Source organism: Halococcus sp. AFM35 (genome assembly GCF_051195015.1).
GTDB lineage: Archaea > Halobacteriota > Halobacteria > Halobacteriales > Halococcaceae > Halococcus.
Window position 1 is genome coordinate 23,903 of record NZ_JBNTJU010000019.1, and the last position, 26,826, is coordinate 50,728.

The 26,826-nt window shown below is 60.6% G+C and carries 26 protein-coding genes and 1 pseudogene; 4 read left to right on the plus strand and 23 right to left on the minus strand.

From position 1 onward, the window contains the following. Positions 1–14: 14 nt before the first annotated feature. From ACQUQO_RS13590 to ACQUQO_RS13620, 7 genes are all read right to left on the minus strand, one after another. Complete coding sequence (locus tag ACQUQO_RS13590; protein ID WP_435078562.1) at positions 15–188, minus strand: hypothetical protein; 174 nt, start codon at positions 186–188, stop codon at positions 15–17. After that, the gene (locus tag ACQUQO_RS13595) at positions 185–364 is read right to left on the minus strand and encodes a hypothetical protein (protein WP_435078563.1); all 180 of its coding nucleotides are present in this window, start codon (positions 362–364) and stop codon (positions 185–187) included. Before ACQUQO_RS13595 ends, ACQUQO_RS13590 begins: the two co-directional genes overlap by 4 nt. Then, a complete protein-coding gene (locus ACQUQO_RS13600) occupies positions 361–894 on the minus strand; it encodes a hypothetical protein (RefSeq protein ID WP_435078564.1) in 534 nt (177 codons plus the stop codon). The genes ACQUQO_RS13595 and ACQUQO_RS13600 overlap by 4 nt, the downstream gene beginning before the upstream one ends. A 304-nt stretch (positions 895–1,198) precedes the next feature. Continuing rightward, positions 1,199–1,369: a hypothetical protein gene (locus ACQUQO_RS13605; protein WP_435078565.1), complete on the minus strand. Its 171-nt coding sequence runs from the start codon at positions 1,367–1,369 to the stop codon at positions 1,199–1,201. A 249-nt stretch (positions 1,370–1,618) separates the two neighbouring features. After that, positions 1,619–2,251 (minus strand): hypothetical protein, encoded by a 633-nt coding sequence (locus ACQUQO_RS13610; RefSeq protein WP_435078566.1) that lies wholly within the window; start codon positions 2,249–2,251, stop codon positions 1,619–1,621. Between the two features lie 345 nt (positions 2,252–2,596). Then, positions 2,597–3,433, minus strand: coding sequence for a hypothetical protein (locus ACQUQO_RS13615; RefSeq protein ID WP_435078567.1), 837 nt, complete (start codon positions 3,431–3,433; stop codon positions 2,597–2,599). Then, positions 3,433–3,930, minus strand: coding sequence for an SWIM zinc finger family protein (locus ACQUQO_RS13620; protein WP_435078568.1), 498 nt, complete (start codon positions 3,928–3,930; stop codon positions 3,433–3,435). Before ACQUQO_RS13620 ends, ACQUQO_RS13615 begins: the two co-directional genes overlap by 1 nt. A 420-nt stretch (positions 3,931–4,350) precedes the next feature. Here ACQUQO_RS13620 and ACQUQO_RS13625 point away from each other — a divergent pair, with 420 nt between their 5' ends. The 3 genes from ACQUQO_RS13625 to ACQUQO_RS13635 all read left to right on the plus strand — a co-directional run bounded on the left by ACQUQO_RS13625 (position 4,351) and on the right by ACQUQO_RS13635 (position 7,833). Beyond that, positions 4,351–4,758: a hypothetical protein gene (locus ACQUQO_RS13625; RefSeq protein WP_435078569.1), complete on the plus strand. Its 408-nt coding sequence runs from the start codon at positions 4,351–4,353 to the stop codon at positions 4,756–4,758. A gap of 6 nt (positions 4,759–4,764) precedes the next feature. Then, entirely contained in the window at positions 4,765–5,385 is a 621-nt protein-coding gene (locus ACQUQO_RS13630) for a DUF3267 domain-containing protein (RefSeq protein ID WP_435078570.1), read from the plus strand. Between the two features lie 1,842 nt (positions 5,386–7,227). Continuing rightward, entirely contained in the window at positions 7,228–7,833 is a 606-nt protein-coding gene (locus ACQUQO_RS13635) for a hypothetical protein (RefSeq protein ID WP_435078571.1), read from the plus strand. On the opposite strand, the gene ACQUQO_RS13640 is transcribed toward ACQUQO_RS13635, so the two are convergent. The 13 genes from ACQUQO_RS13640 to ACQUQO_RS13700 all read right to left on the minus strand — a co-directional run bounded on the left by ACQUQO_RS13640 (position 7,830) and on the right by ACQUQO_RS13700 (position 22,475). After that, positions 7,830–11,141 carry a type IV secretory system conjugative DNA transfer family protein gene (locus tag ACQUQO_RS13640; protein ID WP_435078572.1) on the minus strand — a complete coding sequence of 1,104 codons (3,312 nt, stop codon included), beginning with the start codon at positions 11,139–11,141 and terminating at the stop codon, positions 7,830–7,832. The genes ACQUQO_RS13635 and ACQUQO_RS13640 overlap by 4 nt on opposite strands. Positions 11,142–11,211: 70 nt before the next feature. Next, complete coding sequence (locus ACQUQO_RS13645; RefSeq protein WP_435078573.1) at positions 11,212–11,646, minus strand: hypothetical protein; 435 nt, start codon at positions 11,644–11,646, stop codon at positions 11,212–11,214. Then, positions 11,639–11,992, minus strand: a complete 354-nt coding sequence (locus ACQUQO_RS13650; protein WP_435078574.1) for a hypothetical protein — start codon at positions 11,990–11,992, stop codon at positions 11,639–11,641. Before ACQUQO_RS13650 ends, ACQUQO_RS13645 begins: the two co-directional genes overlap by 8 nt. Continuing rightward, positions 11,985–12,275: a hypothetical protein gene (locus tag ACQUQO_RS13655; RefSeq protein ID WP_435078575.1), complete on the minus strand. Its 291-nt coding sequence runs from the start codon at positions 12,273–12,275 to the stop codon at positions 11,985–11,987. Before ACQUQO_RS13655 ends, ACQUQO_RS13650 begins: the two co-directional genes overlap by 8 nt. Then, positions 12,268–13,578, minus strand: coding sequence for a hypothetical protein (locus tag ACQUQO_RS13660; RefSeq protein WP_435078576.1), 1,311 nt, complete (start codon positions 13,576–13,578; stop codon positions 12,268–12,270). Before ACQUQO_RS13660 ends, ACQUQO_RS13655 begins: the two co-directional genes overlap by 8 nt. Next, positions 13,578–13,958 (minus strand): hypothetical protein, encoded by a 381-nt coding sequence (locus ACQUQO_RS13665; RefSeq protein ID WP_435078577.1) that lies wholly within the window; start codon positions 13,956–13,958, stop codon positions 13,578–13,580. The genes ACQUQO_RS13660 and ACQUQO_RS13665 overlap by 1 nt, the downstream gene beginning before the upstream one ends. After that, entirely contained in the window at positions 13,958–14,164 is a 207-nt protein-coding gene (locus ACQUQO_RS13670) for a hypothetical protein (RefSeq protein ID WP_435078578.1), read from the minus strand. Before ACQUQO_RS13670 ends, ACQUQO_RS13665 begins: the two co-directional genes overlap by 1 nt. Then, positions 14,157–14,483, minus strand: coding sequence for a hypothetical protein (locus ACQUQO_RS13675; RefSeq protein WP_435078579.1), 327 nt, complete (start codon positions 14,481–14,483; stop codon positions 14,157–14,159). Before ACQUQO_RS13675 ends, ACQUQO_RS13670 begins: the two co-directional genes overlap by 8 nt. After that, a complete protein-coding gene (locus tag ACQUQO_RS13680; protein WP_435078580.1) occupies positions 14,483–17,764 on the minus strand; it encodes a helix-hairpin-helix domain-containing protein in 3,282 nt (1,093 codons plus the stop codon). The genes ACQUQO_RS13675 and ACQUQO_RS13680 overlap by 1 nt, the downstream gene beginning before the upstream one ends. Before the next feature lie 3 nt (positions 17,765–17,767). Then, a complete protein-coding gene (locus ACQUQO_RS13685) occupies positions 17,768–18,916 on the minus strand; it encodes a hypothetical protein (protein WP_435078581.1) in 1,149 nt (382 codons plus the stop codon). A gap of 154 nt (positions 18,917–19,070) precedes the next feature. After that, positions 19,071–19,538, minus strand: coding sequence for an HNH endonuclease (locus ACQUQO_RS13690; protein ID WP_435078582.1), 468 nt, complete (start codon positions 19,536–19,538; stop codon positions 19,071–19,073). Positions 19,539–19,725: 187 nt separating this feature from the next. After that, the gene (locus ACQUQO_RS13695; protein WP_435078583.1) at positions 19,726–21,882 is read right to left on the minus strand and encodes a hypothetical protein; all 2,157 of its coding nucleotides are present in this window, start codon (positions 21,880–21,882) and stop codon (positions 19,726–19,728) included. Between the two features lie 71 nt (positions 21,883–21,953). Continuing rightward, entirely contained in the window at positions 21,954–22,475 is a 522-nt protein-coding gene (locus tag ACQUQO_RS13700) for a hypothetical protein (protein ID WP_435078584.1), read from the minus strand. Positions 22,476–22,635: 160 nt separating this feature from the next. Between ACQUQO_RS13700 and ACQUQO_RS13705 the strand changes: the two genes are divergently transcribed. Beyond that, positions 22,636–23,130 carry a hypothetical protein gene (locus ACQUQO_RS13705; protein WP_435078585.1) on the plus strand — a complete coding sequence of 165 codons (495 nt, stop codon included), beginning with the start codon at positions 22,636–22,638 and terminating at the stop codon, positions 23,128–23,130. A gap of 458 nt (positions 23,131–23,588) precedes the next feature. Here the strand turns inward: ACQUQO_RS13705 and ACQUQO_RS13710 are convergent, their stop codons facing one another. The 3 genes and pseudogenes from ACQUQO_RS13710 to ACQUQO_RS13720 form a co-directional block, all read right to left on the minus strand. After that, complete coding sequence (locus ACQUQO_RS13710) at positions 23,589–25,046, minus strand: hypothetical protein (RefSeq protein WP_435078588.1); 1,458 nt, start codon at positions 25,044–25,046, stop codon at positions 23,589–23,591. A 144-nt stretch (positions 25,047–25,190) separates the two neighbouring features. Further along, positions 25,191–25,280 (minus strand): annotated as a pseudogene (locus tag ACQUQO_RS13715) (twin-arginine translocation signal domain-containing protein); the annotation flags it as partial. 6 nt (positions 25,281–25,286) lie between these two features. Next, the coding region (locus ACQUQO_RS13720; RefSeq protein ID WP_435078586.1) for a DUF7282 domain-containing protein at positions 25,287–26,826 on the minus strand (1,540 nt) is incomplete at its 5' end.

The following is a 26,826-nucleotide window of genomic DNA, read 5'->3' on the forward strand; positions in this document are numbered from 1 at the left end:
CGTTTCGCGCTCGCTCATGCTGTGGTCTCCTGTTCGTCTTCGCCGAGTCTGCGGAGTCCGCCCAACCCGACAAGCCCGATGCCGCCGTGTTCGCCCCATGAAACAGTGTCCACGCGCCCATCTTCGTAGGCGTACACCGTGGCACCGAGGACGAACTGAACGCTCCCAAGACTCGGTAGGACGCTCATAGGCCGTCCTCCCGGCGGGCTTCCCGCTGGGCGTCACGGCGTGCCTCCCGAGCGTCAGCACGGACGTGTTCGTATTTGAGTTCATAGGGCGTCGAGCAGAACCGTCCGCTGAAGCCACCGCCGCCGCGCGGGTCGTTGCTGCACGAGTGATTGCGGCACTCGTCGCGGTCGCTCATCGGTCTGCCTCCGTGGCGCCGCTGGCGTCCCCGAACGGGTAGAACGTCGCGTAAGTGCCGGTGTCGGTGGCGCTCTCGCTGACGACGTGCGTTGAGGGGCCGGTGGGCGCGTTGACGACCACGACGCCGACTGGCTGACCGTCGGTGCCGTCGGGGAACGTCGTTGGTGCGAGCGCACACAGCGCGTCGATGATACCTCGGCGGAGCGCCGCGCCGTGTTCACCGTCGTTGGGGTCGCGCTCGAAGCGGGTTTCGTGAGCATAGCGTGCGAGAACGCCTTCGATGGTCTTGCCGTAGCGGTAGGTCGCGCTCGCTTCGGGGGCTTCGGTGGTCGGGGCGGTCGTGTACGTCTTCGGATCGCCGTTGGGCCAGTGTGTGCAGGCTTCGACGCGGCCATCGGCCCGGACGACGAGCGCCCAGTCGTCGGTCGTGTGAACCGTCTCGTGGCTCTTGGCGTCGGCTTCGCTGGTCGGCTGCTGGCTGGCGTGCGATGCGTCGGGTTCTTGTTCGCGGGTTGCGTTCGTTGTCATGGTTGTCCACTTCCATGAGACAGCCGGCCCGCGTGTCCTCGCACGCGGGCACTTCCTTTCGCTCGAAAGTGCCCCGAGGGGCCGGTCTGTCTCTACCTCACAGTAATAGCCACAATACATTAAATTCTTTCCTTTATCCTATCAATCGCTTATCGCTGTCTTTCGGTTTTGGTACTGAATAAGTATGGGGAGCGGTGAGTCGGTCGTCGTTGTCTGTTACGAGCTAACGTTTATCATAATAGTGTGTCGCCGGGACCGCTGAGACGGCTACTTGCGGCTGCTCATCGGCAGTGAGCAACCAGGTTTACAGAACGATTTTCTCGTCGCGCTCGTACCAGTCCACGCCGAGGGGAATACTGGCGTCACAGTAGCCACATCGAGCGCGGTCGTCGCCGTGGTGCTGGAAGGTTTCGGCTGCGGCGAGGCACCACGGACAGCAGCTATCACCGCCGCGCTGGTCCGGTGGTGCGAGCATTGTTCTCGCGTTCGCCGATCGTTCGCGGTCAGTCGTGCTCGCGGTCGTGGTGGGTTCGTCGTCGGTCCTCGTGTCGTCGGTGAGTGGTCTGTTGCATGGTGAGAGTCTGACGCAACCGTAACCGGGGATGTTAGCGCGCGCCCTCGCGCCGTCGGCAGATACCGCACAACCCGCGTGTTGCCAAGTGGGGTGCAACCGGGTCGTCGTATTCAGCGCCGTTCGTGCCGCAAATCGCGCATTGCATCGGTGTTAGTCGTCCGGGTAGCCGATGCGTCCGACCCATTGCCGCCGGTTTGGTTCGCTCTCGCCGTCGAAGCGGAACGAACCCGTCGCGCCACAGCTCTGGCACTGGTAAAATTCCTCCCAGTTGGGGTTGTTCTCGGCGGTTGCGGCTATCATCGCTATCTCGAAGCGCGCGCCGCAGGACTGGCACTCCGACTTCTCGCCTGCGCCGACAGGCTCATCATCGAAGTGTTCGACCGGCTGACCCCAATGGTCGATCTGTGGTCGGGTGTCGTCGGTGTCAGTCGCGTCGGTGGGGACAGCCCGTTGGGTTCCGCCGTCGGTAGCAACCTGCTGGTCGGTCGTCGTACTCGCGGCACGGGTGACGGCAGGCTCATTCTCGACGGCCTGCATGTGTTTGCAGCCACCTTCCGGGTTGTGGTACTCCCATGCGGGACAGGTACAGTCGAAGGGAATGCCGCTCTCGACACTCACGACGTAGACGTGTTCGTCCGAGTCAGCGCCGTAGCTGACGTTTTCGACGCGAACCCGCCCCTCGGCGGGAACCCGAAACTCGAAGCCTTCCCAGTTGGCGCGTAGTTCGGCTTTAGTTGGTTCGCTGTCGGTACGTTCTTGACCGCTGAGTTCGTGCGTGCTCATGGTTGGTTCGCCCGTTGAGACCAACCAGCCCGCGCGGCCTAACGCGCGGGCACTTCCTTCCAGCTTGAAAGTGCCCCGAGGGACCGGTCTGTCTCTATTCCATAGTAACGGTCTTAGTACCTTAAACTTTTTCCTCTATCTTATCGATATATTATCGTAGTCTTGCGGTTTCAGCGCTCGCGGCGGATCTGCCGTGCTGGTTGCGGTGCTGTGCGCCGGAGGAAAGGTGGGCTTGCCATAATGGCGTATGCGCGCTCCCGCTGAGATGGCAAACTGACCACTTCTCGTCGTTCACGCACCCGGAAAATACGGCCGTTTGACGGGCTGGTTCGGCGGGTTGGTGGGCTAGTGGCCGTGGTTGGTCGCGGTCTGTCGTATCGAGTTCTCCGGGTCGTTATCGAACGGATAGAACGACCCTCGCCGCGTGGGACCGTCCATGTTGCCGTCATTGCCGAGTGGGTAGCTCCCGCGAAAGCGGAGGTCGCCGTCGATGCCGTCCCGAACGTGCAACCGAAATTCGTCACCGTACTGTTCGGCAGTCGGGCGTAGCTGCTCGCTGATGCGTCCGTGATCGACGCGCTCGGCGGCGACGAACCGGGCGAGAACGGTCTTCCCGCTATTGCTCACTGCGACGATTTGGGCGAGTTCGACGTTGGTCTGATTGTAGCCCCAGCTCGCGGAGATATACGCGCCTTCCCATGCCTCGGTGACGGTCTGCTCGTCGGGGTCGAAAGTGGGGTCCGCGTCGTTGCTGGCATCGTCGCCGTCTCCGTCGTCCTCGACGCGCCCGCCGTCGGCGAGTGCTCGCGGGCTGGGTTCGTCGCTCTCACTCGCGGTGGTGACGGCGTCGGGGTCGTCCTTGTCGGTATCGCCGCTCTCAAAGAGGCATTGACTGGCGGCGCGCTCGCCAGTAAGGGTCTGCTGGTCATCGGTGGTATCGGCGAACAGCGTGCGCTGCTCGCCGCCGTCGCCGCGCGTGACTGCGGCCCGGTCATCCACTCCGAAACTGCTGGCTTCTGGCTGGTCAATCCGACTGTCGCGCTCGCGGTGGTCCACCGACGCGCCGAAGGCTTCCAGCGACGTTTCGATGCTCTCCTCGGCGGGTTCGATGCCGTTGGTGTCGCTGTCCTCGCCGACCGCAAACGAATACTGCTGGGTGATAGTCGGGCTGTCGTCGCTCATTATGCCAGCACCTCCTTGACGCGCTCTTTCTGGCTGGGGTCAATATCGAGTTGGGCGACGGCTTCGATGGCCGATGCGCCGGGGTTGTTGGTCTCGAAGCGTTCGACGCGCTCGGCCAGCGTCTCGTCGTCGGTGTCGGGTTCGTCGTCGCTGGCCTGCTCGGTGTCCTCGCCGTCGGCTTCGGTGTCGTCTATATCGGCTGGGACGTGAACGCCGTCGATGGCGGGGATTTCACCGGTCACGAAGGCGGCACGGTGGGCGTGCTTGCACCACGTACCGCGCTGGCCGTCCGGGCACGTACAGGTGCCTTCGGGGAGGCTCACCGTGTAGGCATTGCCCGACCCGCTGAACACGGTATATTCGCTGTTTTCGCCGGCTGCTTCGACGTGGTAGAAACTATCGAGTGCTCGGTGGACGCGCTTGGCGACCGCTTCACTGCCGCGTCGTTCGTCGGTTGATTCGCCGGATTCTTGTCCGCTGGGTTCGTTCGTGCTCATGGTCTGACTCGGTGAAACAGACCAGCCCGCGCGTCTCCAGCGCGCGGGCGCTTTCCTCGTTGGAATAGCACCCCAAGGAGCCGGTCTGTCTCTACTCCATAGTAACAGCCTCAATACCTTAAATATTTCCTTTCGTGCTATTGGTTCCTTACCGCTATCTATCGATTTCGGTGCTCTTTGGCTCGACAAAGCGGTGAGTCGGTCGTAGTGGGCCGTTGCGGACTTGGGCTTGTCATAATTGCGTGTCGTTCTCGTCACTGAGAACAGCGATTGACCCGTTTATCGCTGCTCGCGGAGTGATTCGACATTAGCCATTTATTTTGGCGTGCTAAATATAATGCTCACGTAGTAGCCCTACTTTTTGCTACACCTTTTAGTTAGTGCGTTACTACTAAGTCGGTCGGTTTCGTACTAACGGGTATGGCGGACCAAGACCAGCGAGAGCGCGAGTGGAACGAACGGGGAGAGTACGCGGAGATGTATTCGACCGAAGAGGTGTACGACATACTGGCGTCGTTGCCGAAGCAGGTGGGTATAGCGTCGGATATCTCCGATGCGCTCGGCTGCTCGACGCTGACCGCGCGGAACAAACTTCAAGAGTTGCGATTCGAGCGGAAAGTCGAAAAGCGTGATACGGGCGGGCGAACGGTGTTGTGGTACATCCCGGATGAGACCGACGAGGAGAGCGCTGACGCTGATGCCGACGGGGCGGAAGATACTGACACGGCGCTCAAGCGCCTGTCGACCGAGATAGAGGGGCCGATTACGACGGCTGACGGCACCGTGTACGAGGATGGCGACAAGCATTCGATTGGGGACGGCGACTAACGGGGTGTGGTCGAGTCCGATCTGCGTGCATCCTCAGGGCCGGACACACCTGCGGGCTATCGAGAGGGGTATGAGCCGGTACGAGCGCGGTCGTGGCTGGAGTACCTGCCGGGGGAGGTTGGGCTATTTATCGGAACAACGGGGCTATTTGGCGGGCTGACGACCCTCGTGCGGGATGGGACGGCCGTGCTCGGCGTATTCTGGAACGTACTCCGGCTTGAATCGGTGGGCGTGTATCTGCTCCTGCTGGCGACCGTTGGAGCCACGCTCGTCGCTCATGAGGCGCTTCACGGGCTGGCCGGACACTTCTCCGGGTGCGCGGTGAGCTTTCAGCGCGAGGGGATGGGCGTCGGCACGCGGTTGCGTGGTGGGTTCCTCACGCGGCGGGCCGAGGCGCTGGTGACGCTCGCGCCATTGGTGATGCTCACGGTTGTCGGAGTGCCGTTGCTGGTGATGGTGGAGTCGGCGGTAGCCGCTGCGGTGGTGCTCACGCTGCTGGTGACGAATGCGGCGGGCGTCGGCAGCGACCTCGCGGACGTGCTCGCGCTGCGGGAACTCCCGCCGGGAACGTTGCTCTACTATGCTGAGGAAGGCCAATTCGCGTATGAACCGACGACTGCGGGCTGATGCGGTTTGGCTGCGACAGGAGACGGTTGGGGCGGCGTGCGTGTCGTCGTTCTGGCGGCGAAGCGTCGAGGGCGGGGAGTGTGACTGCGGTGAGATACACTGGGTAGCGCTGGGCCAGACGTTGCGCCCGTCCTCGACGTATGCCTGTCCACTCGGCTGCCTCATAGCTCTCCCGGCCAGCGTGTCCGTCAGTTTCGACGCTCGGTTGGAGGTCAGGTCTCATGGGAATCGCGCTCTCGCCAAGGAGTGCTGGTAGTGCGGTCCGCGTAGGGACCGCTGGCCGCTGCTCGCTCGGCCGGGGGTCGAGTGTTGCTGAGAGAGCGCTGTTCGGTATGCAGTAGTTCGCCCTCTCGGGGGTCGAGTCTGCTGAAAGAGTACTGTCGCCGGTCAATAGTTGCCTGTTGTCGTTACTGCCGGACTGGGATTCAGGCAGTTGTCGCGCTCACTCGGGATTCGAGTTTGCTGTGCCTGGGCAGGATTCAGGTCTCTCGGTGCTGAAGCCGATGACGATGCTGACTGCTGACTGCTCGCTGGTCGTCGCTTTCGCTGCTCGGTGCTGTTGCTGCTCGCCTCACTCGGCCGGATTCGGACTTGCTGATACTGCTGTCGGCCTTGTGCTGAAAGCCCCGCTGTTGTGCTGACCAGTAGTGGTCACCGCTGCTGGCCGATGTCACTCGCTCGGGATTCGAGCAGTGCTGTGTTGTCCCAGAGTAATACTGTTGGTGCTGTCGCGGTGCTTTGCCGCTCTTCGCGGTGCTGTGCGGTGTCATCGCTAAGGTGATCTTGAGATACTGATTCGCGGGACCTGACCCCCTGTTGTGCTAAAACAGGCTGGTCCCCCGGATTGCTGTTACTGGTACTGCTGCTGTTGCTGTCGCTGTTGCCGGACTGACCCCCGGTATGTCGAGACGTGGTGCTGCTCGCTGTTGCTGGACTGAGCTTTGCTGACCCCCAGCTTGTCGAGTAGCGGTCTTCTAGTGCTGTGCGGTGTGACTGCTGGCCTGACCCCAGTGTCGTCGTGATGCTGCCTGCTGGCTGCTGACAGCGCTGCGTCGCTGGCTGACTCCCTTTCCTGCTGTGTTGAAACAGACTGGACTCCCGGACTGCTAGAGTCGTCGCTACTGTTGGCCTGCCCCCGAAATTACGGAAAGCAGTTTCTGATTGCTGACCGCTGTTTCGCTTTGGCTGAATCCCCACTGGCTGATCGGTGGCTTGAATCCTCGACGATGCTTCGCTCACTGAATCCCCGGTGTCTTGTGTCGGCCTGAATCCCTCTGGCTAGTCCCGGGGCTGAATCTCCGGTGTCATCGCTGGCTCGAAATCCAGGACTCTGCGCTGAATAGAATCCCCGGTGCTGTCACTCGCTGGAATCCCGGTGTGACTGCTGGCTGAATCCCTCGGCGCTGGTACTCGGCTTGAATCCCTGCTGTTCTCTGCCGAGCTGAATCCCCTCTGTTGTCTCGCTCTGCTTGGGGGTCGGCCCTGCTAGTGCTCGCTGGTCACTGCTTCGCTTGTCGCCCTTTGCTGTCGGCTATCGCTGTGTCGCTCACTCGGTATTCGGTGCCTTGCTTCCTCGGTACTCGACTTCTTGCTGCTTCGCTGAGGCGGCTTACTTTTCTTCTTCCTGATATACTGCTGGCCCCTCTCTCGCTGTGTTCTCCTTGGGGGTCCACCTCGCTTCGGTTCTAGGAGAGATGGGGGTCTAGATGGACGTGCGGATTTTTCGGGGCCATAATTGGCCTCACTAATAGGGTGAATATGGTCTCTCAGAATAAGGGCCTTATTCTACCGCCCTGTTTTGAGGCCCTCGTGTTTATGTTACTGGCTATCTGACATGGAGATATGGACGGAACTGCCGAGAATTCCAATGTGGATTTGGGGTGGCGGTCACAGGCAATTCTCGCAGCGATTCACGAGCACGGTGGCACCGCTAACACCAGAGAAATTCGAGATACCACTGGGATACAGGGCGGCACCAAAGTCCCCTATCGAATGAAAAACAAGTTGCCTTCAGCGGGCCTCATCGAGATCGAGCGCCCCGGATTGGATGAACGGGGTCGGAACTTGCCGATGGAAGCGACATTGACCGAAGCTGGCGAGCGCCTTGCCCAGCGGATCGTCGAAGCCGAAGATGAAGACCGGCTAGCGAATATGACTGATTACGCTGAACAACTTGAAGCCACAGTCAACCAACTCGAAACTCGGATAGACGAGCTTGAGACCGCTGAATCCTCCACTGGTGAGCGTGGTGCTCTCGTTGAAACGGTGGATGATCTTACAGCGAGCAAATACGGCGCATGGAACGACGGTGCGACTCAGCAGTTCGAAGAATTGCTACTGGGAATGCTCGCGTTGCGAGGGTATCTCTTAGAAGAAAGCAGCCTGAGCCGCGATGAGCTTGATGAGAGAAAGACTGAGGCACAGGCCGCACTCGAAAACGAGAATTAGAAACTGAACCCACCGCTGTCGGGGTCGTTAGGAACGTCGTCATTAGCTCTATTTTCGTGCGCTGCATGGCTCTGTTGCTCGTCAGTGTTCTCCACCTGTCGATCTCTGCGCCTGATTTCGTCTCGCACCTGTTTCTCCGGCATATACCCACAGTTTTCACACACCAATTCCCCATTGCGGCCGTCAGCGATCCACCTATCGCACTCCTCGCAATCGGGGCACTGAGGCGGGGTGTCGGAACTCGCTACTTGCCCATCGCCCGCGCTCTCAGAATCGTATTCATCGCTTTCTATGGCCTGCTGTGATGACGCCTTCTCGGTTGGCGCAGCCTCCTCATCGGTGCTGGTAGCGGTATCACCGCTGCTCTCGCCATCGCTCACGTCGTCGGGAACGAGCGGCCGTAACTCACCGTGCTCGTAGATCATCGGTTCATCGTACTCGTTGTTGTCGTCGGGAAAGACCACGAACATGAAATCATCCGCCGTCGGGTATCGAGTGTTGCCCGACCCATCAGTGAACTCGCGTTCGGGGATGAACGGCGGATAGATGGGCTTGAAATCGTTCTTCATCTCGCCCTTCGTATCGTAGGTCTTCTGTGCGCCATTAGCGTGGACAACGTAGCCGTCGGGCGTGTTCTCGTAGTAGGCGGGAAAGTCCTCGCGGTCGGCATCGAATACCGCGTCGGCAGTCTCGAATCGGGAGCGAACTGTGCCGCGCCCGCCCTTGTCCTCCAGCACGATCTCGCTCTCGGTGTCGGCTTTGCCGGTCGAGCGCTCGCGCCACTGCATACTCTTGGTGGCTTTCGGTCGGAGCGCGCCGACGCCCGGCTCGATCTTCATTTTCTTGCTCTTGTTGTAGAAGATGCGGCCCGGCGCTAGCTCCTCCTCGTCGTCCTCGTCACTGTCTGCATCGGCTTCATCCTTGTCCGTCGGGTCAATCGTCTCGTTGACGAAGGTGAGGCGGTCGAAATCACAGCTGATGTTCTGAACGCTGCCCTCGGTATGGTGGATAACGCGCTCGCCGCGGCGGGGCCAATACTCGAACAGGCTGCTGTGACTGGGCGCGTCGTCGGGGTCCTCGAAATCGTCCCCGTCGTAGCTGCCGTCCTTGCACGCGAAAATACACTTTCTCCCTTGCTCGACGGCTTTCCGTAGGTTCGTGAGCGTCTGTTTTGGCTTTTCGAGCGTGGTGGTTTCGGCCTCGATAGCGATGTCTTTCCCGTCGGATAGCTCGTAGAGGCGGCCGTACTCGCTCTCGCATGTCTCTTTGAGTTGCTGGTACTCCCTGTCGCTCGTGGCGTCGGCCAGCGGATTGATCGGGAGGTCGGCCACGCCGTCGGGTAGCTCTTCGCCGTCCTGCGAGGGGAGATAGGCGTCCGCACCCAGCGCGAGAAACGTCTTCATCGACTCGCGGAGGATATATCGGTGGGCCGGGCCACCTGCGTTCTCCACGCCGCCGGTATCCTGCTCAAACAGTTTGCTCAAGCCCCTCTCGGTGAGTCTGGCTTTCTCCGTGCCCTCGCGCAGCGCTTCGACGCGCTCGCCGTATTCAGTCTCAAGCTGCTGGGAGAACTTCGCTTCGCTCATCTCGACGCCCGTGCGGTTCTTGAACTCCTTGTGTATCTTGTCGGTCGTCACCGGCTCGGTCCCATCGTTGTCGTCGCTGGCGCGGACGGCGGCAACGAACACGGATTCTAAAATTGTGTCGGTCGGGATGTTGTCTTCCGTGACCATGCTATCGAGACCGAGCGCGCCCGACTGCTCCAGCGCGCCTTCACCGCCGCGAATGAGGATCGAATCACGGACTTCCTCGGCGGTCTGCGTCGGCAATCCGTGGTCGTGAAGGTACTCCATAATCATCTCGTCGCGCTCGTCACGGGTACGCATCGGCGGGAATTCGGGCAGCGTGTAGGTGCGGAATGGTTCGGAGCTCTGGCGACGGTCGGGCAGATCGAGCGTCATCCAGACGTGAAATGGCGTGTCGCGTTGCAGCGTCTCGGGGTCCATCCCGATATTTTTTGCCACGAGTCGGGAATCTTTGGGCGAACCGGGCGAGAAACTGACCCACGTATCGCAGTTGGCCGCCAGCGACGGAAGCACATCTTGGATTTGGTGTGGGGCTTGGCACGAGAGGAACAGCGACAATCGGTATTTGCGGCTCTCAGAGAGCATCTTGTCGATTGCGCCATCCTGCGAAGCGAGGTTATCGAACTCGTCGGCGAGCAGGTAGAACGGCGTGCGTTCGGTGCGGTCCATCTCCGCGCGTGCTCGGATGACCGACCAGATACGTCGGAAAATCGCGGTGCCGATCATCTGTTTGAGGTCTTCGTCTTCGGGACCCATCCGCACGATGATGAGCTTGTTATTGGTAACGGCGTCAGCGATGTCAATTGGTGAATCGCGGAGTGACATGAACTGGCGAGCGATGGGCGATTCCACCCAGTCTTTGAACCGCCGCCAGAGCGGTTCGAGCGCGTTTGGATCATTCTCAGCCACGTCGGCGATTTTGTCCGCCGAGTCCGCGAGCAGTTCGAGGTCGGCTGCGCGGACGGCTTCGGCAAAGCGGCGGCTGTTCTCGGGCGTTTCGATAATGTAGAACAGGTCTGCGGGTGTAAACTCGTACTCGGTGTTGGCTGAGGCGCGTACGAGTGAGGCGGTTACGCCGTCCATCCGTGCGCCCCATCCTTGCGAAGCACCGAGCATATGCCGAAAGTCAGCGACCAACGACTCTACGGCGTGGTCGAACTGGTCGGAGTCGGGCGGGATCGAGGTGTCGAGGAAGTTGAACCCGGAGACACGCCCGCGTGTGCTGCCGGGTTCGATCCATATCACGTCGTCAAGGCGGTGTTCGGGGAGGATTTCGATGAGTTCCTCGGCGTCGTCACCACCGGGGTCGATATAACAGGCTCCCGCACCGAGTTCGGCAATCTGGCGGAAGACGTTTTTCTGAAGCGTAGATTTCCCATAACCGGTGGTGCCGAAACAGGCGAGATGGCGGAACATCGAGCGCTGTTCGATACTCACATCACGACCACGGCGTGTACCGATGCCCAGCCAGATCGGGGCATCGGGGTCGGTACGGCCGTGAGCGAGCATCTGTCGCGCTCGAAGGCTGGCAAACGTCACCTCGCGGTCTTGGTGACCTTCCGGAAGTTCGGTATCGACACCGTGGGCGACGACCTCCGCTCCCTGCACGCGCTCGGTCTCTTTGGTCTCGTACCGATAAGGGAGTTCATCGTCGCCGGCTCGGGGCTTGCTGTCGTCGTCTTCGTCATCGCTCCCGCCGGGGAGCAGGCTTCGGAGGCCCACTATCTCGCCCTCCGCGTTTCGATGAGATCATCTACTGAAGTGATTCGGTCGAAAGAGGCGTCATTGTGACTCATTGCGTATCGTTGTGGTCGGTATCTGACTCCGTGAACAGTGGCGAGTCGGTGTCGGTGGGTTCTGCGGGCTGTTCGACGCGCTGGTGTGCGCCGAGGGTGGTGGTTGCAGCAGCGCCTTCTCTGGCCGCGTGTCTGGCCGCAGAGATCACCTCCTGATGAGAGAGTCCGTAGGCTCTCATTCCGACATAGACTGCTACGGCCGGCAGCATGAGACTGAAACCGAGCGTCACGGCGAGATGGAAGGCGATACCGGGCGAGCGAGCTGCGGTCACGGCAGTTGGAATGAGCATGACGACCGCGGCGAGTACGCCGGCACCTATCGCGTACCCTCGTCGTCCCCACTCGCGAAGTGCCCGGCGCGTTTCGGGATTGAGAACCTGATTGCTGTCGTCCTCGGTACCGCTCTCGTCGGATGCAGGTCGGTCAGGCATGGGTTTCGTCCTCCGTACTGTCGGCAGCCTCGTGGCGCTGGCGGTCGTCACTCTGGGCGCGCTGACGGTCGATATACGCGAGCACGCCAACGACAAGGATGATGGTGAGAAACGTCGCAGTCCCGGCCGACAGGAGAATGCCGAAGGCTGCGTCCACGGTCCCGCCCGCGTGTAGTGGTCCCGACGCCGTCGGTATGCTCATCGCGGGCGGCCCATAGATGAGCAGCACCGCCGCGATGCCGGCCCAGCACGCCACGAAAATGGACGCCTTCGCGGCGCGGACGGCGTACTCACGAGCAAGAAGGTCACCGACAGACCTCGGCCGAGTGTAGTCGTCGCTATCCATACTTGATCCACCTCTGGTCGTAGAGCCACCCGCTCACTTCTGTCGTGAGTTTCGAGAGCACAACCAAGCTGATGAACAGGGCAGCGAACCCCGCCGAGAGCGCAGCAAGCGTTGTGCCGAGGCGATGGACCATCGCCGGCTCGGAGCCGTACAACACGCCGTAGACGCCGATGAATCCATAGCTGAGAACCGCCCACTTGACCGCGCGGCTGAACAGATCGCGACACGCTCGACGAAAGCGCACCCAACGTTCGCGGCGCTGGCGGTATCTTGGGTTACTCATCCTTGACACCTCCTATCTGGCCGTCAGACCCGGCGTTCTCGGTGTCAGCGCCGCGGTCGTCGGCTGAGGCCGCCTCCATACTATCCTCGGGTTGTGAAGCGTACTCGGCCTGTTGCTGGCTGCTCTCTGTCGTGGCGGGTTCGTCGGTCGCGGGTTGGTTAGCGGGTGACGCGGGCTGATGGGTAGTCGGGTCGAAACTCTCAGTGGGGAACTGTTGTTTCGCGCCGGGACTTCCCATCCCGCCTTCCATGCGCTGCCAGTCGAGCAGGGGTGCGTTGATCTCTCGGTTGGGTAAATGGACGAGTCCGGCGAGTTCGTCGTCAGTCAACACGTTCTCACGCCCAAACAGTGTGCGCCTGATACCGCCCTGTGTCGGAAGTTTGCGCCGAGCCGTGGCTGCGAGACCGTCGCGGAGCGCCCGACTGGACAGTGGTTCGGCGATGAACTCCTGTTCGCTGGCGGAATAGGCGAACTCCTCGAAGGCACTTTCGAGGTCGTTCATGCGAGTGCGGACGTTCGCTTCGCTGGGGCCGGTCGCTACAAGTCGAACCACGGTCTGAAAGGCAGGTCGGCCGCGCTGGCGCTGCATGTCCTTCGCGGTGAGGCGGTCGGTACGGGACTCGACAATGCGGGGATTGAACTCACCTTTGACCGTACCTTCCTTGCGATTCTCGGCCATGCCGTCAACGTCGTGGCCCCGGAGTGAGGCAAGCGCACCTCGTTGGTACCACTCTCGCTTGTCGACGGGCATGAACGCACACTGAACGAGCGCCCGAGTGTCGTCGGGACCGACCAGTGCGCTCGCTATCGCTGTGTACGGGTCGGTTGAGAGTGCGTCCACCGAAGCGTTCCGGTGAGACAGGGGGAATGCACAGTCTTGGCGCAAGTGCAACCGCGCGCTCGCCACGTACTCGTCGGGATGCAACTCTAGAAACGTCCGGTCGGGGGTATGGACTGAAGAGTTCTGATACCGTGAGTCCAGCAGTTGGTCGAATCGGCCGGGTGTCGTGGTGCAAAAGCGCTGGCTGAGTTGACCCTCGGTAAACCACCACTCCATCGACTCGATGGACTGCTCGCCCGCTTCGGTGTTCGGCGAGCGATACAGGTCGCGGACGAACTCAAGAGCGGCGTCAAAGCCGTCACTATCACCATACGGCCGAATGTGAACCAGCGCGTGTTCGCCGGTATCGAGCGCGGTGGGGTCGGTCGTCGGGATGATCGTCTTGGTCGCTCTGTCAACGTGCGAACGCAGGTCGTCGTTGACAGCCGTGATCGGATACCCACTGTCGCCAAGCAGACCCATTATGCCTCACCTCCCGTATCTGGCGCTGCCGACGGGTTGCCGAACCGGTTACCGTCGTGGTCAAGTCGCCGGAGTAACGCTTCGACGTCGGCTTTCGTCGTCCCCTGCGGCATGGGCACGTTATCGCGCTCGACCACACGGTACAGATCCTCGACGGTGAATGGCCCTCCACGGCGTGCGACCGTCCGCACCAACCAGACGGCGAGGGCGTGCGTGCGAGAACTGGGAACTATCACCTCGTACTCGGCTTCGGTCTCGCTCGCGGGCACAGTCTCGGTCAACAGACCCGTGGCGATGGCCTTGGTTTCCCTGCTGAACCACGGTTCGCTCGGCTCGGAGCGCACCCGAATCGGCTTCTGTGACGGGTTTGAGTGTGCCATCACGTACTCACCTCCTCTATGTCGTCGCCTTTCGGGTCGATGAACGGGCCAAGCTCCTCGTATTCGTCTTCGTCGGCGTCCGCGAATTTCTCGCGGAAGAACTCTCTCGCTGTCGTGATTCGCTGGGACGCGCTCTGCTCGGTCTCCGCTCGCTGGTCGCTCGTGTCGGTACTCTCGCTCGTGGTGTTATCGGTGGTGTCAGTCATGATTGCCTCCTGCATCGCTGGCGGCGTGACTGCCGTTCTCGCTGTCCTCGCGCAAATCCGCCAGAAGCTCGGTCTTCGTGTTAACCGTCTTGCCAACGCCGACGGTCCCGATTGTGAACGAGTGATAGTCTCCACCCTCTCTGTGCCGCTCGAACCGTTCGACAGCCAGCGACTCGTCGATAACTGCCTCTAGCTCCGCGCGGGTCTGATCGGGGATGAGGTCGATAACCAGCGGGGTGAGTGCCGGATGCCGGTCGTCATGGCGATACTCGTGCTCGTGCTCGCGGTCGTAGGTGGAGTTGGGATGTGCGTGGCTCATTACGTGTAGCCTCCGTTAGCCGCAATATCCATCTCCTCAGCCGCCTCGGGGTCGATCAGCGGGACTTCCTCGGAGAGCGCTTCGACACGCAGCGGGTACTTCCCTTCCTCTTTGACCATCAACAACGCCTCTGAGTAGCCTGCACCCGTCTCGCCCATTGTCGCGTTGTTGACGTAGCTGGCCTCTCGCTCGGTCAATTTGAGATGGTTGGCCTGTTCGTCGCTCAGACCACCATCGAGGTTGTGCAGCAGTTTCGTTGCCGAGTTGTCGAGGATGAACTTCGCGTCCTCGCGGTCGTAGAACTCGTCCAGCGTCTGGGTGATGAACTGAATCGAGAGGTCGTGATGGCGGCTGAATCGCGTTCCCTGCTGGAGCCACGTCAGGCTCTCGGAGTTTTTGATGAGCCGCCACGCTTCGTCAATCGGCAGGACGATGCGCTTGTCGCTGGTTTTCGCGCGCTCGTAGATCGCGTTGAACAGCACTTTTGTCATGAGCGACATTTCCGTTTCCGTGTCCGCTGCTTGGAAATCGAGTAGCGTCACATTCGCATCGGAAATATCAATGTCGGTGGGCTGGCCCAGATGACCGAGTGCGCCGCCCGGCCGGAACGGTGCGAGCGCGATTTTCAGCCCCGAAGCATGGTTCTCCCAGTCCTCTACGGTCTGGTCGGCAATGTCGATCTCTTCATTGTCGTCCATCCAGGCGGGCGTCCCGGCCGGGCTGGTCCCACCATCCGGGGCCGCTGCTGTGGTATCTGCCGTAGACGCAGGGGTGTATGCGCCGGGCGTGACTGCCTGTTCAAGCCATTCGTCGGCTTCGCTGAGGCGTACATCGGCTGCTCGCGCCACGGTCGGCGGGTCGCTCTCCGACAGGTCCCCAAGCGTGTCAATCCCGGCGTCAGCCAACTGATCGGCATGGCTCTCGGCGATCTCCGGCAGTGCCGTGAGCGGCGCATTCTCCGGCGAACTCCCAGCTGTAACGCGACGATTCGCAACGTCAATTCCCGGTAGCTCGTCCACAACTTCAGGAGTGACTTGGAGCGGTCTGTTCGACAAACGGATGAATGGCTCTGGGTTGCGATTGATCGCGCCGAGCACCGACCGCACATCCGGGATGATCGGACTCTGATTCGTATGGGTCGCTGGGTCGGTCGTGAACCCGCACATCGCGTAGGTCACATCGAACGCGAAGCCCAGTACCGACCGCCGCTCGGCGGACAGACCACCCTCGCCGGCTGTGGAGTTCATCTGGAAATACGAGTCGAAAATGTCCATTGCCGACGAGCGGCCCTGTCGGAAAGGATTGTACTCGTTCGTATCCATCCCTGCGCGGACGTGCTCGGGAGTAGCCTCGATTTCCAGCGGGTTGATCGGGCTGGTTCCACCGACGGCGATGCGGTTCCCGCCGAGGGTGTCAACCAGATCGCTGAATTCGCCACGCGGGTCGATGATGATAACAATGGTTTCAGGATCGCGGGCGAGCATCCGCAACAACATGAGTTTCGTATTGAACGACTTGCCCGCGCCGAGTTCCCCGGCGACGATCATGTTGTAGTTCGACCGCTGGTAGCGGTCCATCACAATCGGCGAGTCCGTGAGCGCGTGATAGCCCATGAGCACGCCCGACGGTTCGATGAGTGAGGTACTGGAGAACGGATACATCGAGCCGACTGCCCCGCCCATCATCGTCGTAGTCCGTTCGAGTCGGTCGGCTCCGACGGGACTGCCCGCCATCAGGCCGTCCTGTTGGGCGTAATCAGCGGGCTTGACCGTGAGTTGCTTGGTTTTGAGCTTCGTTTCGATAGTGTCGGCGGCGTCCTCGACGCTACTCTCGGTATTGCCGCGCAGGATGATGTAGAATCCAACGTCGAAGGCTTCGTCTTTGCCTGTCGAGAGCGTATCATACACGTCCTCGTGACCCTCAAGCCGGCGGGCGGTATCGCGGAGGGTCACATCGCTCTCGTCGTCTTTCTGGGCGACTCGGACCTGCAAATCCTCGATTGCATCGCGGAGGTGGCCGATTGCATCGAGGCGGTCGTGCGACCCGACGTGAATAGACATATCAACGTCAACGTTGTCGGATTCGGCGAATAGCTGCTCAAACATCTTCGTCTCGGCGTATTCGGGATAGCCTTCGACGTAGATGGTCTTCGTATGCACATTGCTGGTCTGCGAACTCGACGGCGAGAGACGGAGGCTCGCGGGCGCGATGAGGTCCGCCGCGTAGGTCTCCTCCATGTCGCTGTTCTCGGTAGTGACGCTCGCGGTCGCGGCACTCTGATCGGCAGTGAGGCCGACGCTTTCGTTTTCGGTGGCGTTCTGAATCAACTCGCGGGCTTTCGACGGTGAGACATTCGCTGTGTCCGCTATTTCGGCAATCGCTTCGTCGCCCAACTGCTGGTCGTCGTCTGCGGTGGGCTGATCGCCGTTCTCAGCGGCGCTGACTCCATCGTCCTGTATGACCGAGGCGGGGTTCACGACCGCGCGAGCGGCTGTCTTGACCGCGCCTGCGCTCTTGGTAGCGATGCCGGCCTCAGCGGCGTTACTATCGTCGGCCGTGGTATCGGTCGCCGCAGTATGTTTACCATGAGGCTCAGTCTGCGGCGCGTGCCCATGCTCGTCGTCGTCGGTATCTTCGACGCCCCCGCTGCCCTCTGCGTCGGTGTCCTCAATCTCCTCGGCATCTCCGGGCGATGTCTCGATTAGCTGTGCAGCCGCGTTCTGGAGATAGCGGGCGTTGGTCTCGTCAACGCCTTCGACGGCTACGAGCGCGGGCTGATCGGCGCGGGCTATATCTCCAATCGTCTCGAAGTCTGCTTCATGGAGGGCTGCGGCTTTTTGCGGCCGAACCGTGGCGATATGAGTCAGGTCTGTCTTGTCTGCGTCTGCTTGCGGACTGCCGAGTGTCGCGGTGACGGTATCTTTGACGCGGGCAATCGGCCCGCGTTGGTCTGTGTCTGCTCCGTTCTCGGTGGAACTCGCCGACGCCGTGGTAGCTGTCTCGGTGCCGGTGTCGGCCGCCGTGCTCTCGCTGTCCGCGTCCGTCTCACTGGAAGGAGCGTCGGCTGAGTCCTCCGGTTCTGCTGCCGTCTCCATCTCCTCGACGGTGGTCATGAGCGTGTTCGCGCGACTCTCACCGATGCCCGTCGCGTCGGTCAACGAGGCTGGGTCGGCCGCGCGCATGTCGCCGACCGTCTCGAAACCCGCCTCGTCGAGCGCTTCGGCGCGCCTCTCGCCGATACCGGAAATCGCGGTTACATCGCGGTCGTCGCGGTCAGTCATGAACTATGCACCTCTGTCCGTGCCACCATCGGTGGCTAGCTGTTGTGAGCCGGTCATGGTATCGAGTGAGTCGATAGTTGCGTCGTCCGTCTCGCCGGTCGTAGGGTCCTGCTCGTGGTCCGGGCGGATAATCGGCATCTCGTGATTGCGGATGCTCTCCGGGCTTTCCTCGTCGTAGTTGCTCGGCTCACCGGTCCAATACTCCTCAAGCAGGTCGGTCAGGCGTGCGGCGCTGACCTCCTCGGGCCGACAATCCGGCAGTTCGGTAATCCCGCGCCGAACGCTTCGCAACCGGCGATTGAGTTCGCGCTGCTGGCGCACGAGAACTTCACCGTCGCTGAGGTCACTGCGACCCGCGCCGATGAACTCGAAGATCGTGCCAACATAGGGCGCGTCACGAAGCGTGTCCAGCCAGCCCTGATTGGCGAGTTTCACATCCATCTCGCGGACAGAGACGATGATGTAGTATTCGCGGACGCTCGTGCGCCGCCGCTCGAACTCTTTGGGCAGCTTATCGCGGTAGGCGCGTATCACCCCGCGCAAGCGGTCGTTATCGCGCACGTCGGGATCGTCCAGCCGATCACGGTATGGGCCGACGATCTGACTGGCATCGACCGGCCGGGCCGTGCTGTAAATCTGTGCGTCGAACGAGATACTGCGAAGGAACCCTGCAAGCGAGTTGGCCGCCGTCTCCCAGTCGCTCTGATCGCCCAGCGCCATGTTCGCAGGATGGACGCGCATCGCGCCGACGAGTCCGCCGTCGGAACGTTTGACGGAGTTCCAGCGCCGGAGAACCGAATCGACGTTGGTGAGCGTACGAGTCTCCGAATCATCGTCGCTGTCGTGTGGAAGCATGAGTGTCTTACCTCGGAATTTCTTGAACCGGAAGGCCAGTACGTCGGTGAGCCAGTCGTATGCGACACGATGAGGCGGCGCTTTCCAGATGAGACCGGCAGTACCGATCAGCACCAACGCGCCGAGTGCGAAGCCGAGAATCCCCCACCCGGACGGCATCGCGCCGACAACCAGTATCACAAGCATGAACGCCGGCCCGAACAATTTCAGGTCAGCAGCCGTGTAATCCGTACTGAGCAGCGTCTCGTCTTCTCCAAGCTGATCGAGGATGCGCCGTGTCGTATCGCGCTCACCCATATCCAAATCCGGGGGTGGAAGCTGGTTAAATATGTGTGATGTATGGTGTTTCCATTACTGTATGGTGTTCCATTCGTTGAATTGTCACGTCCACCATACAGTATAGTGGCTGGGAAAATCAGTAAAACACGAGGCATACCGCTGTTCGCCGCCGCTATCGGTAGTCTTCGGTGCTCTCGGGGTGCTCGGCGCGCTCGCTACTCGCGTCAGATTGGGCCGAATTGATCCATTCCTTCGCGTGGGCGGCCCGGATACGTAAACGGTCGGCTGCCTTCTGGTCGTCTTCGTCGCTATCGAGCGTGTCAGTGATGCAGTCATTGCAGATCGTCACGAGATTATCGAGGTGGAAATCTCCAGCACAGACGGGATACGCGACAAGCCCGCGTTCGGTCTTCGGGTATCCTTCCTGTCCGCATAACTGGCAGGTATGGTCGTCGCGCTCGAACGCGCGTTCGCGGTTCTGTTCGTAGTCTCCTCTGTCCTGTTCCAGCGTCTCCTGATATTCTTGCATCTCACGAAGATACTCGTCTAACTGTTCGTCAGTGCGCGCGACGAAGCAGTCGCCGCAGATGGCGAATCCTATATCGGCTGGATAGTCGGGATGGGCCGGATAGACAAGCATATTACCTTCATCTGGATAGACGATTTCGCCACAGACGTAGCAGCGGCATCCGCACCGCTCAACGATAATATGCGGATCATCTTCATCTGCGGTTAGTGATTGTTCCGTTCCTGATTCCAGCCCGCCGGACATGGATTGTACGCTGGTATTGGTTGTCATTGGATATATGTTCTTGGCTGACGTTTGGTTAGCTATTCAACACGCTTTCGGACGTATCGCGGCTCATTTGCTCGTATGATTGCTCTCGATGCGTCATTGAGTCAATATCAAAGTGCGACCCATCTTCTCTCGATCGTAAGAGCAGCTTTTCGTTTCGGTACTTCTCAGTACCAGTGTTCAGTCGGTTATACATCCCGTTGAGAAGTCTTGTACGGTCCAAGTTACGACCATTTCTCACCGGCTTGAACTCCCCATCATCGGTGATGTGTCCGGCGGTGTAGTTCGTCTCTGTCGGCAGGTCGCGCGGGTGGTTGACCTGCGTCACATCTGTAGCCGATACTCGGTCCGCACCCGATGTTGTTCCCGATCCACTGGCGGTGTTCGTCGTCCATCCACTCGCTGTCGCACCATCACCGCCGGGCGGAAGTTCGGGATCGCCGGCTTCGGCTGTCTCGGGTGCCGTTGCATCGGAGGCCCACCCGCGCGGCGACTGAGTTCCGTCCTCCATCCCGGCAAGCGACGAATCTCCTGCTCGTCTGAGGTCTTGATTGAGACCTGCTTCGAGCATCGAGGATCTGTCGTTGCCGCTCGGCAGCGGGCCGCCGAACTCGCCGTTGTTTCCATCGGGGTTGATGTCCGTCGTCTCGTTGACGTTCGGCGGTGGGTTTGTGTCAATGCGTTCTTTGGCGTCTTGGACTTTCTCTTGGACATTGCTCGTCGCTAGCGAAGCGCCGAGCATCCCGGCGGCCATGCCCTTGATGCGGCCGGTGTGCGAGAACACGAACAGCGGCGAGACAGCCGCCATGATCCAGAATCCGAGGATCAACAGCGTGTTCGCACCGGAAAAGTGCATGCCAGCTTGGGCGATAGGGTCCTGATTCATGCTATTGACGACGACATAGCCAACGCGCAGGACCAACGCCATCGGCAGTGTCAGAAACACGAACGGGATGAACATGTCTATGATCCCGCGTGCGGGCTTCGACAGCAGCTTGAGCGGCCCGACGTTGAACGCCGCGAGGGGCAACAGTATCGGCAGCGACCACATCATCACGAACACGACGGCGTACTTCGAGAGCACCAACAGCAGGATGAACAGGAACAGGATGCCCTCAAAAAACCACAACAGCAGGCCGGCGGCTCCCGCCGCACCGACATTGCCGACAAAGACCGCTAAGTTCGATGCTATATCCTTCCCGTCGGGCGCGACCGCGAGCGTGATCCCGTTCGACAGGTGGAGAATCGCCGCTCCGATAGCCCATGAGCCGAGCACACCCAACAGGACTTTCCACGACCGGCTTTTCATCTCCTGGCGTTTGAGTTCGTCCGACGACCCGGAGATGAACACCTGACTGAACAGGATACCGAGCATCATCAGCATCCAGAGGATGATGCCCAGCGGCATGGAAAACGTCAACCACGAGTTATAGACACCTTTCATCGGCTGATTCGTCGGCTGCTGGAAGAACGCGGGCTGACCGTTGTGTTTGGGAACGGGCGTCCCGACGATCACGTTCACGACGCCGCTGATAATCCCCTGCACGAAATCAACGACACCACCGATGACCCAACCGAACAGCGCGTTTTTCGCCTCACACATCGCGGAGTCGATGAACCCGCCGCCCGAACATTTCTGCAATTTCACTTGCCCGCCGGCCGAGGAATTATTCTGCGAGCTCGCGTTCTGAGCGCTCCCGTTCGCCGATGAGTTGCCTATCGAAAGAACGCCCGACACCTGCCGGGCGGCTTGTCGCGGCCGCTGCTGGACGGTTTTGTTCGGATTCGGGATACCAGCTTGGCCCAGTGTCTTCGCCAGTTGGTCGGCTTTCTGTGGATTGCCCTTGACGGCTTGCTGGGCCTGCTTTTGACTCATCCCCGCGAGGTCTTTGACCCATGACCTGAGACTCGCCGAACCAGACCCGGACCCGGAGGCTCCTGTCGAGCTTCCCGCCGACAGGCGACTCGTGTTTCCGCCGGCACGCACACTCGCACTCGTATTCGTACCCGTCGCGTTCGTCGGTTGGGTGGTGTTCTGACTCCCGTTCGCGGTCGGGGTCGTCCCGCTTGCCCCACTCGTCGTGGCCGTCGCGTTCGGTGCGGTCGTCCCATTTGCTGGTTGGGCGCTCACCGCCATCGTGGGAGCGAGCGTCAGACCACTGAGGACCACGACGGCGAGAACCGCCACGAGAACTCGCTGGCGAAGCTGCTCGGAAGTCGGTGACAGCCGAGAGAATGGCATTCTGAGACTACACCTCGTTAGATACCCGGAACGATGTCGATACAGCCGGCGAGACCCAGCCCCATGATACCAATCATGATTTCGAGGGCTTTGCCGAGCAGCGGGGCGGAGAGAGCGCTGATGCCCGCGCGGTTTCGCCAATCCTTGATCGTTTTCGCCTGCTGCGGGTCTTTCTTGAAGCCCGCCCATGCGTGCAGCAGGTAGGCGAGCATGAGTCCGCCGATGATGACGACGAACAGCACAATCGGCGCGATGCCATTGATGGTCTTCGTAATCGCCGTGCCACAGACTTCGCTGCCGATGTTTCCACCGCCGCCCCCGCCACCGCCACCTCCGCCCTGTTGACCGGCGACGACGCCGATGAGGTTGGCGACGACGATCAGGCCGTAGGCTGCCGTAATCAGTCTCCCGTGCACTCGGCGTTTCGACGGGAGATGGGTGCGATACGCGCTAATCCATTGCCGGAGACGGGTAAGCACGCTCCCCGTCTCGGTTGCGGTCACAGCGTTCGTCTCGGGTGTGGTAGCTTCATCACCCATACCCAAAACCGAGAGTGGAAGTCGGTTAAATATGTGTGATGTATGGTGTTTCCATTACTGTATGGTGTTCCGCCCATTGAACTGTCACATCCACCATACAGTAAGGAAATAACACCATACACCGGGGGGATATAAGTGGGAAGAATATGTTTATATGAATATGGCGCAAACTGCCAGTGAGCCACGGCAGATAGGCCCAATCGAACAGCCACACAGTCAGTATTCCATTCATCCATCAGGGAACTCGAAGACGGTAACGATCCCGCGAGCGACGAGAGTCGAATCTGGAACGACTGTGTGGCTGCGTGAGGGGTGGTACGAGGATACGATCATCTATCTGAAAGCCGTCTCGCTCGATGCCGCGCTCGATGGATTGCCGGGAACAGAGACGACCGTGACAACGGCTGAGGGCGAGACAATCCACGAACGCGAGAGATGCACGTTGACTGTTCGTGGCAAGGGTACCAATGACAAAGGGCTCACAATCCCTGCGACGTGTGAGACAGATCGGTTCGCGGAGAAAAGTGAGCCGATGGTCGTGAGCGGGATAACCGAAAATGAATTCGTCTATCTCAAACTCATTCCACAATGTCTGTACGAGAAGGTCGGATCAATCAATATCGACGAGATCGTGCGCTCTATCTCTCGGTCGTAGTGGCCTCGGTATTGGACGACTATTGATTGTCCGTCTCATCTTGCTGGTTTGGTTGTGTGCTCGGTTCGTTTTCAGAGTTCCTGGGAGGGGAGGTTTCGTCGGTATCTGTCTCGGACGGGCGTTCTGATGGCTGTTCGTGAGCAGGTCGATGTTCCTCTCCACGCGCGGGCGTATTCGGTGCCATATGAGGCCCAGTCCTGCATTCGGGCTGATTCCCCGGTGCAGTCATTTGTTGTTTGTAATCGAGATAAAACTGTACCAAGAACTGGTATCGGGCTGTATCTGTGCTGAAACTCGGTAATTCAGCACAGAGAGCGTCGTATGCGTCTTGGGGGAGTCGGACTGTCGAACGCACCCTATCATCATCGGCCATAATGGGGCCTATTGACGAAGGGAATGATAAATATGGGCGGTGTATGGCGTTTCCATTACTGTATGGTGGCTCGGCGGGATTGTTACTAGATAAGTTTCTTGAAAAATAACAGCAGGCCACCGAAGGTGACACCGCCGAGCAGCAACAGTCCGATAATCAGCGGGAGGGCTATGACTGCAATCCCGATGAGCGGGACTACTGCGAGACCGCCAAGCAGTTTACCAGCCCATCTGCTATCACCACCGCTGCTCGCGCTGGCTCCCGTCCTCACCGAGCCGTTCGGCGCAGGCAATGAACTGATATTCCCGCCGCTGCCCACCTTCTTCGGCTTGCTCAGGCCGCTCCCGCTCTTACACTGCTTGCCAAAGCTCACACCGCTGCCAATCGTTGCTCCCTGAATGTCGTCCGGTCCCGCGTTCGACAGTTTGATGCACGTCTGCTGAATCTTCGATTGAGGCCGGTCCTGTATCTCCATGACGGCTGCTGATGAACTCCCGTCGATGAGACACTGGTCAACGAGGATGTTCGTCGCTGCTGGAGCCGAGGGAGACTTCCCAGTAATCACCGGCCGGTCGAGGTGGTTCGTGATGTGGCAGTTGCGGATGGTTCCCGGGCCACTCGCCGATTCCCACTCGAACAGCGATGCACCCTCGCGCATCGACTTTGCGACGACCTTGCAGTTCTTGAACGTTATCGGGTCGGTCTGGTTGCCCTTCTTCGCGTCCACACGCGCAAAGTACACGCCTTGATGGCCGATTTTGAACGGTCCCTTGTCCGACCATTGCCGGTCATCGAGTAGGCCTGACACCCCATCAACCACGGAACCGCCGCCAAGGCGCGTCAGTGCGTTGAAGTTGTTGACGAACGTTCCGCCGCGAACTTCAACACGGCCTGTCGTTCGCCCGCCGTAGATACCGTTCGACCAGCCCCGGAGCTTCGGGTTCGCTAGCTGAATCGTGCCCTCGTTGGACTGGCCGATCCAGATGCCCATTGGCGAGCCGAGCGTGTTCTCCGGCGAAGATTCAGGCAAATCACTCTCGTTGTGCGTGCCGGCGGCGGTCCCGCCGACAGCCGTGAAGTTCGTCACCCGAATGACTGCCTTGCCCGTGCGCGCGATGGGCGAAAACATCGCATCCACGCCGCCGTTGTCCGAGTCGCTGGGTTTTGCCGGCGCGTAGCCCTTGATCGTCACGTTGTCGGCACGGACGACACCCTCTGATTGGATGCTCAGTTCTTGGAGCGCGCCTTTCGCACTCTGGTCGATAACGATATCGTGGACGAGACTCCCACTCGGCAGAACGAGCGTGAGACTCTTCATCTCCTTTCCCGCCGGAATCACGAACGAACAGCCGTTGCCGATGAGTTCGATAGGCCCTTCGGGGATCGCTGAAAGGTGCTCCGAGAGCGCGAACGTACCATCACTCGGAAACGTGACCCGCGTATTCGACATTCCCGATAGTGCCGATTCAAGCTTCCCGTTGACCGGGCTACCGCCGGAAGGATCGAGACCGAGGTCTGTGACCGCATCGACCGTGTTCTCCATCGCCGGGCGTTGCTGCTGGAACCGGCGATCAACCGCAGCGAGCGCTTGCTGACCTTCCGGCGAAATCCGCCCGCCGGCTGCGAGCGCTGGGGCCGACGGTAACGAGAGTCCAGGCCGCTCTGGTTCCTGCTGTGCTGCGCTGGCAACAGGTGCGCCAACCGCGGCCGCTCCAACGGCTCCACACCCTGCGAGAAACTGCCGGCGTGAGATTTCTGCCGAACCAGCACCGGACATGCTTGATTAGCGGACCCTATGGACGGCGAGAATGACCCCGCCGGCTATTCCGAGGATGACGATACCAACAAGCCAGATGCTACTACTGAGTCCGCCTGTTTCGCTGCCCGCGGCCGGCGTCGATGGAGAGCTCGCGCTTGCTGATGTCTGCCGGCCGGAGCCGGGAGCGCGAACCTGCGCGGAGTCGGTGATGACTCCCGACCGATTCACCGTCTCGTAGGCGACATCCTGAAACCCGTCCGAGGTGACGAAATCGTACTGCTGGTTATCGTTCGTATCGAGGCTTGGGCGGATGGTGACAGTCTGCGATTCGTCCAGCGCTCCCTGCTTGACGCTGAGGGTGACGTTCGAGTGGTTGCCCGGCGGGAGATACCGCGAGATGGCGACCGCGCTTGTTAGCGCGTCTCCTGTCCGCTGGTAGCTCTCGTTGTGTGCGATGAGAAACCCGCCGCGCGGGAGGCGGACCTGCGCTACGGTGAGAGTGTCGTTCTGAAAGGTTTGATTGCGGAAGGCGACCGAGGCAGTCCGGCGTGGTGGCGACGGAACGCGCACGCGCGCCGAGTCGCGGACGACGCTGCCATTCTGGACGACGAGCGTATCGTTCTCGCCGAGTGACCGCACGGAGTCGAGTCGCACGTTGTCGTTCGTATCGCCGTACACGGTGGCGGCGAGCGTGATGGTCTCGTTGAGTTGCGAGCGATTCAGTCCCGGCGCGTTGCCCGGCGGCGCGTTCGACACGTCAATCGTGATGCTGTGATGTGTGCCGGCGGCGAGGCGCTGCGAGACGGCGATAATCGACTCGTTCGGGCCGACGAGATCATCGGGATACGAACTGGTATGGATGGCGACAAAGCCCGGCTGAGAGAGCGTTGCGCGCTGTACCGTGACTGTTCCCCCGGAACTGGTCTGATTGTGTATCTCGACCGCCGGGGTGGTCGTGTTCTGGCCTGAGTCATTCTGCGCGCCGGGCATCCCCTGAGCATCGACAGCGCCGACAGGCGAGAGATCGGCGGGCATAGCGATGCCAGCACCGCCGACTGTCAGTGAGAGCACAACCGCGATGGCAACCACACCGCCCGCGAACAGGCCTGTATTGCCGAGCGTGCTGTTCGCCCGCAGCGAACTCAGCGATACCCGCCGAGACGAGATCGGCAGCAACGGTCTGATACCGCTCACGGTAATCACGTCACCGAGCAGATGAACGAGGATACCACCCGCACCGATGACGAAACCGTACTCGGCAACTAGCTGTCGATCAAGGTCCTGCAATTGGCTGCCTATCCATGCGAGACCGCCCGCAAGCGACCTGAGCAGGTCGACGATGCGTCCGGTGGCCCCGAAGGGTGTGAGCGATTGCAGCGCCGTTGCGCCGCTTGTGACGGCCCCACTGACGGTCGTGAACCCGGACGCGAGGGAAGGGGCTATCTGCCCAGTGGCGACCCAGCCACAGAGCGCAAGGAAGCCGCCGATATACTCACGGACACAAATACGTGAAGAGATTCGGTGGTTCGATAGAATCGAGTGCAGCGAGAGCAGCGTCTCGAAG

Excerpts from the sequence above, each read along its gene's own strand:
- ACQUQO_RS13590 (WP_435078562.1), bottom strand. The coding sequence starts at position 188 with ATGAGCGTCCTACCGAGTCTTGGGAGCGTTCAGTTCGTCCTCGGTGCC.
- ACQUQO_RS13595 (WP_435078563.1), bottom strand. The coding sequence starts at position 364 with ATGAGCGACCGCGACGAGTGCCGCAATCACTCGTGCAGCAACGACCCG.
- ACQUQO_RS13600 (WP_435078564.1), bottom strand. The coding sequence starts at position 894 with ATGACAACGAACGCAACCCGCGAACAAGAACCCGACGCATCGCACGCC.
- ACQUQO_RS13605 (WP_435078565.1), bottom strand. The coding sequence starts at position 1,369 with ATGCTCGCACCACCGGACCAGCGCGGCGGTGATAGCTGCTGTCCGTGG.
- ACQUQO_RS13610 (WP_435078566.1), bottom strand. The coding sequence starts at position 2,251 with ATGAGCACGCACGAACTCAGCGGTCAAGAACGTACCGACAGCGAACCA.
- ACQUQO_RS13615 (WP_435078567.1), bottom strand. The coding sequence starts at position 3,433 with ATGAGCGACGACAGCCCGACTATCACCCAGCAGTATTCGTTTGCGGTC.
- ACQUQO_RS13620 (WP_435078568.1), bottom strand. The coding sequence starts at position 3,930 with ATGAGCACGAACGAACCCAGCGGACAAGAATCCGGCGAATCAACCGAC.
- ACQUQO_RS13625 (WP_435078569.1), top strand. The coding sequence starts at position 4,351 with ATGGCGGACCAAGACCAGCGAGAGCGCGAGTGGAACGAACGGGGAGAG.
- ACQUQO_RS13635 (WP_435078571.1), top strand. The coding sequence starts at position 7,228 with ATGGACGGAACTGCCGAGAATTCCAATGTGGATTTGGGGTGGCGGTCA.
- ACQUQO_RS13645 (WP_435078573.1), bottom strand. The coding sequence starts at position 11,646 with ATGCCTGACCGACCTGCATCCGACGAGAGCGGTACCGAGGACGACAGC.
- ACQUQO_RS13650 (WP_435078574.1), bottom strand. The coding sequence starts at position 11,992 with ATGGATAGCGACGACTACACTCGGCCGAGGTCTGTCGGTGACCTTCTT.
- ACQUQO_RS13655 (WP_435078575.1), bottom strand. The coding sequence starts at position 12,275 with ATGAGTAACCCAAGATACCGCCAGCGCCGCGAACGTTGGGTGCGCTTT.
- ACQUQO_RS13660 (WP_435078576.1), bottom strand. The coding sequence starts at position 13,578 with ATGGGTCTGCTTGGCGACAGTGGGTATCCGATCACGGCTGTCAACGAC.
- ACQUQO_RS13665 (WP_435078577.1), bottom strand. The coding sequence starts at position 13,958 with ATGGCACACTCAAACCCGTCACAGAAGCCGATTCGGGTGCGCTCCGAG.
- ACQUQO_RS13670 (WP_435078578.1), bottom strand. The coding sequence starts at position 14,164 with ATGACTGACACCACCGATAACACCACGAGCGAGAGTACCGACACGAGC.
- ACQUQO_RS13675 (WP_435078579.1), bottom strand. The coding sequence starts at position 14,483 with ATGAGCCACGCACATCCCAACTCCACCTACGACCGCGAGCACGAGCAC.
- ACQUQO_RS13680 (WP_435078580.1), bottom strand. The coding sequence starts at position 17,764 with ATGACTGACCGCGACGACCGCGATGTAACCGCGATTTCCGGTATCGGC.
- ACQUQO_RS13685 (WP_435078581.1), bottom strand. The coding sequence starts at position 18,916 with ATGGGTGAGCGCGATACGACACGGCGCATCCTCGATCAGCTTGGAGAA.
- ACQUQO_RS13690 (WP_435078582.1), bottom strand. The coding sequence starts at position 19,538 with ATGCTTGTCTATCCGGCCCATCCCGACTATCCAGCCGATATAGGATTC.
- ACQUQO_RS13700 (WP_435078584.1), bottom strand. The coding sequence starts at position 22,475 with ATGGGTGATGAAGCTACCACACCCGAGACGAACGCTGTGACCGCAACC.
- ACQUQO_RS13705 (WP_435078585.1), top strand. The coding sequence starts at position 22,636 with ATGGCGCAAACTGCCAGTGAGCCACGGCAGATAGGCCCAATCGAACAG.
- ACQUQO_RS13710 (WP_435078588.1), bottom strand. The coding sequence starts at position 25,046 with ATGGAGAACACGGTCGATGCGGTCACAGACCTCGGTCTCGATCCTTCC.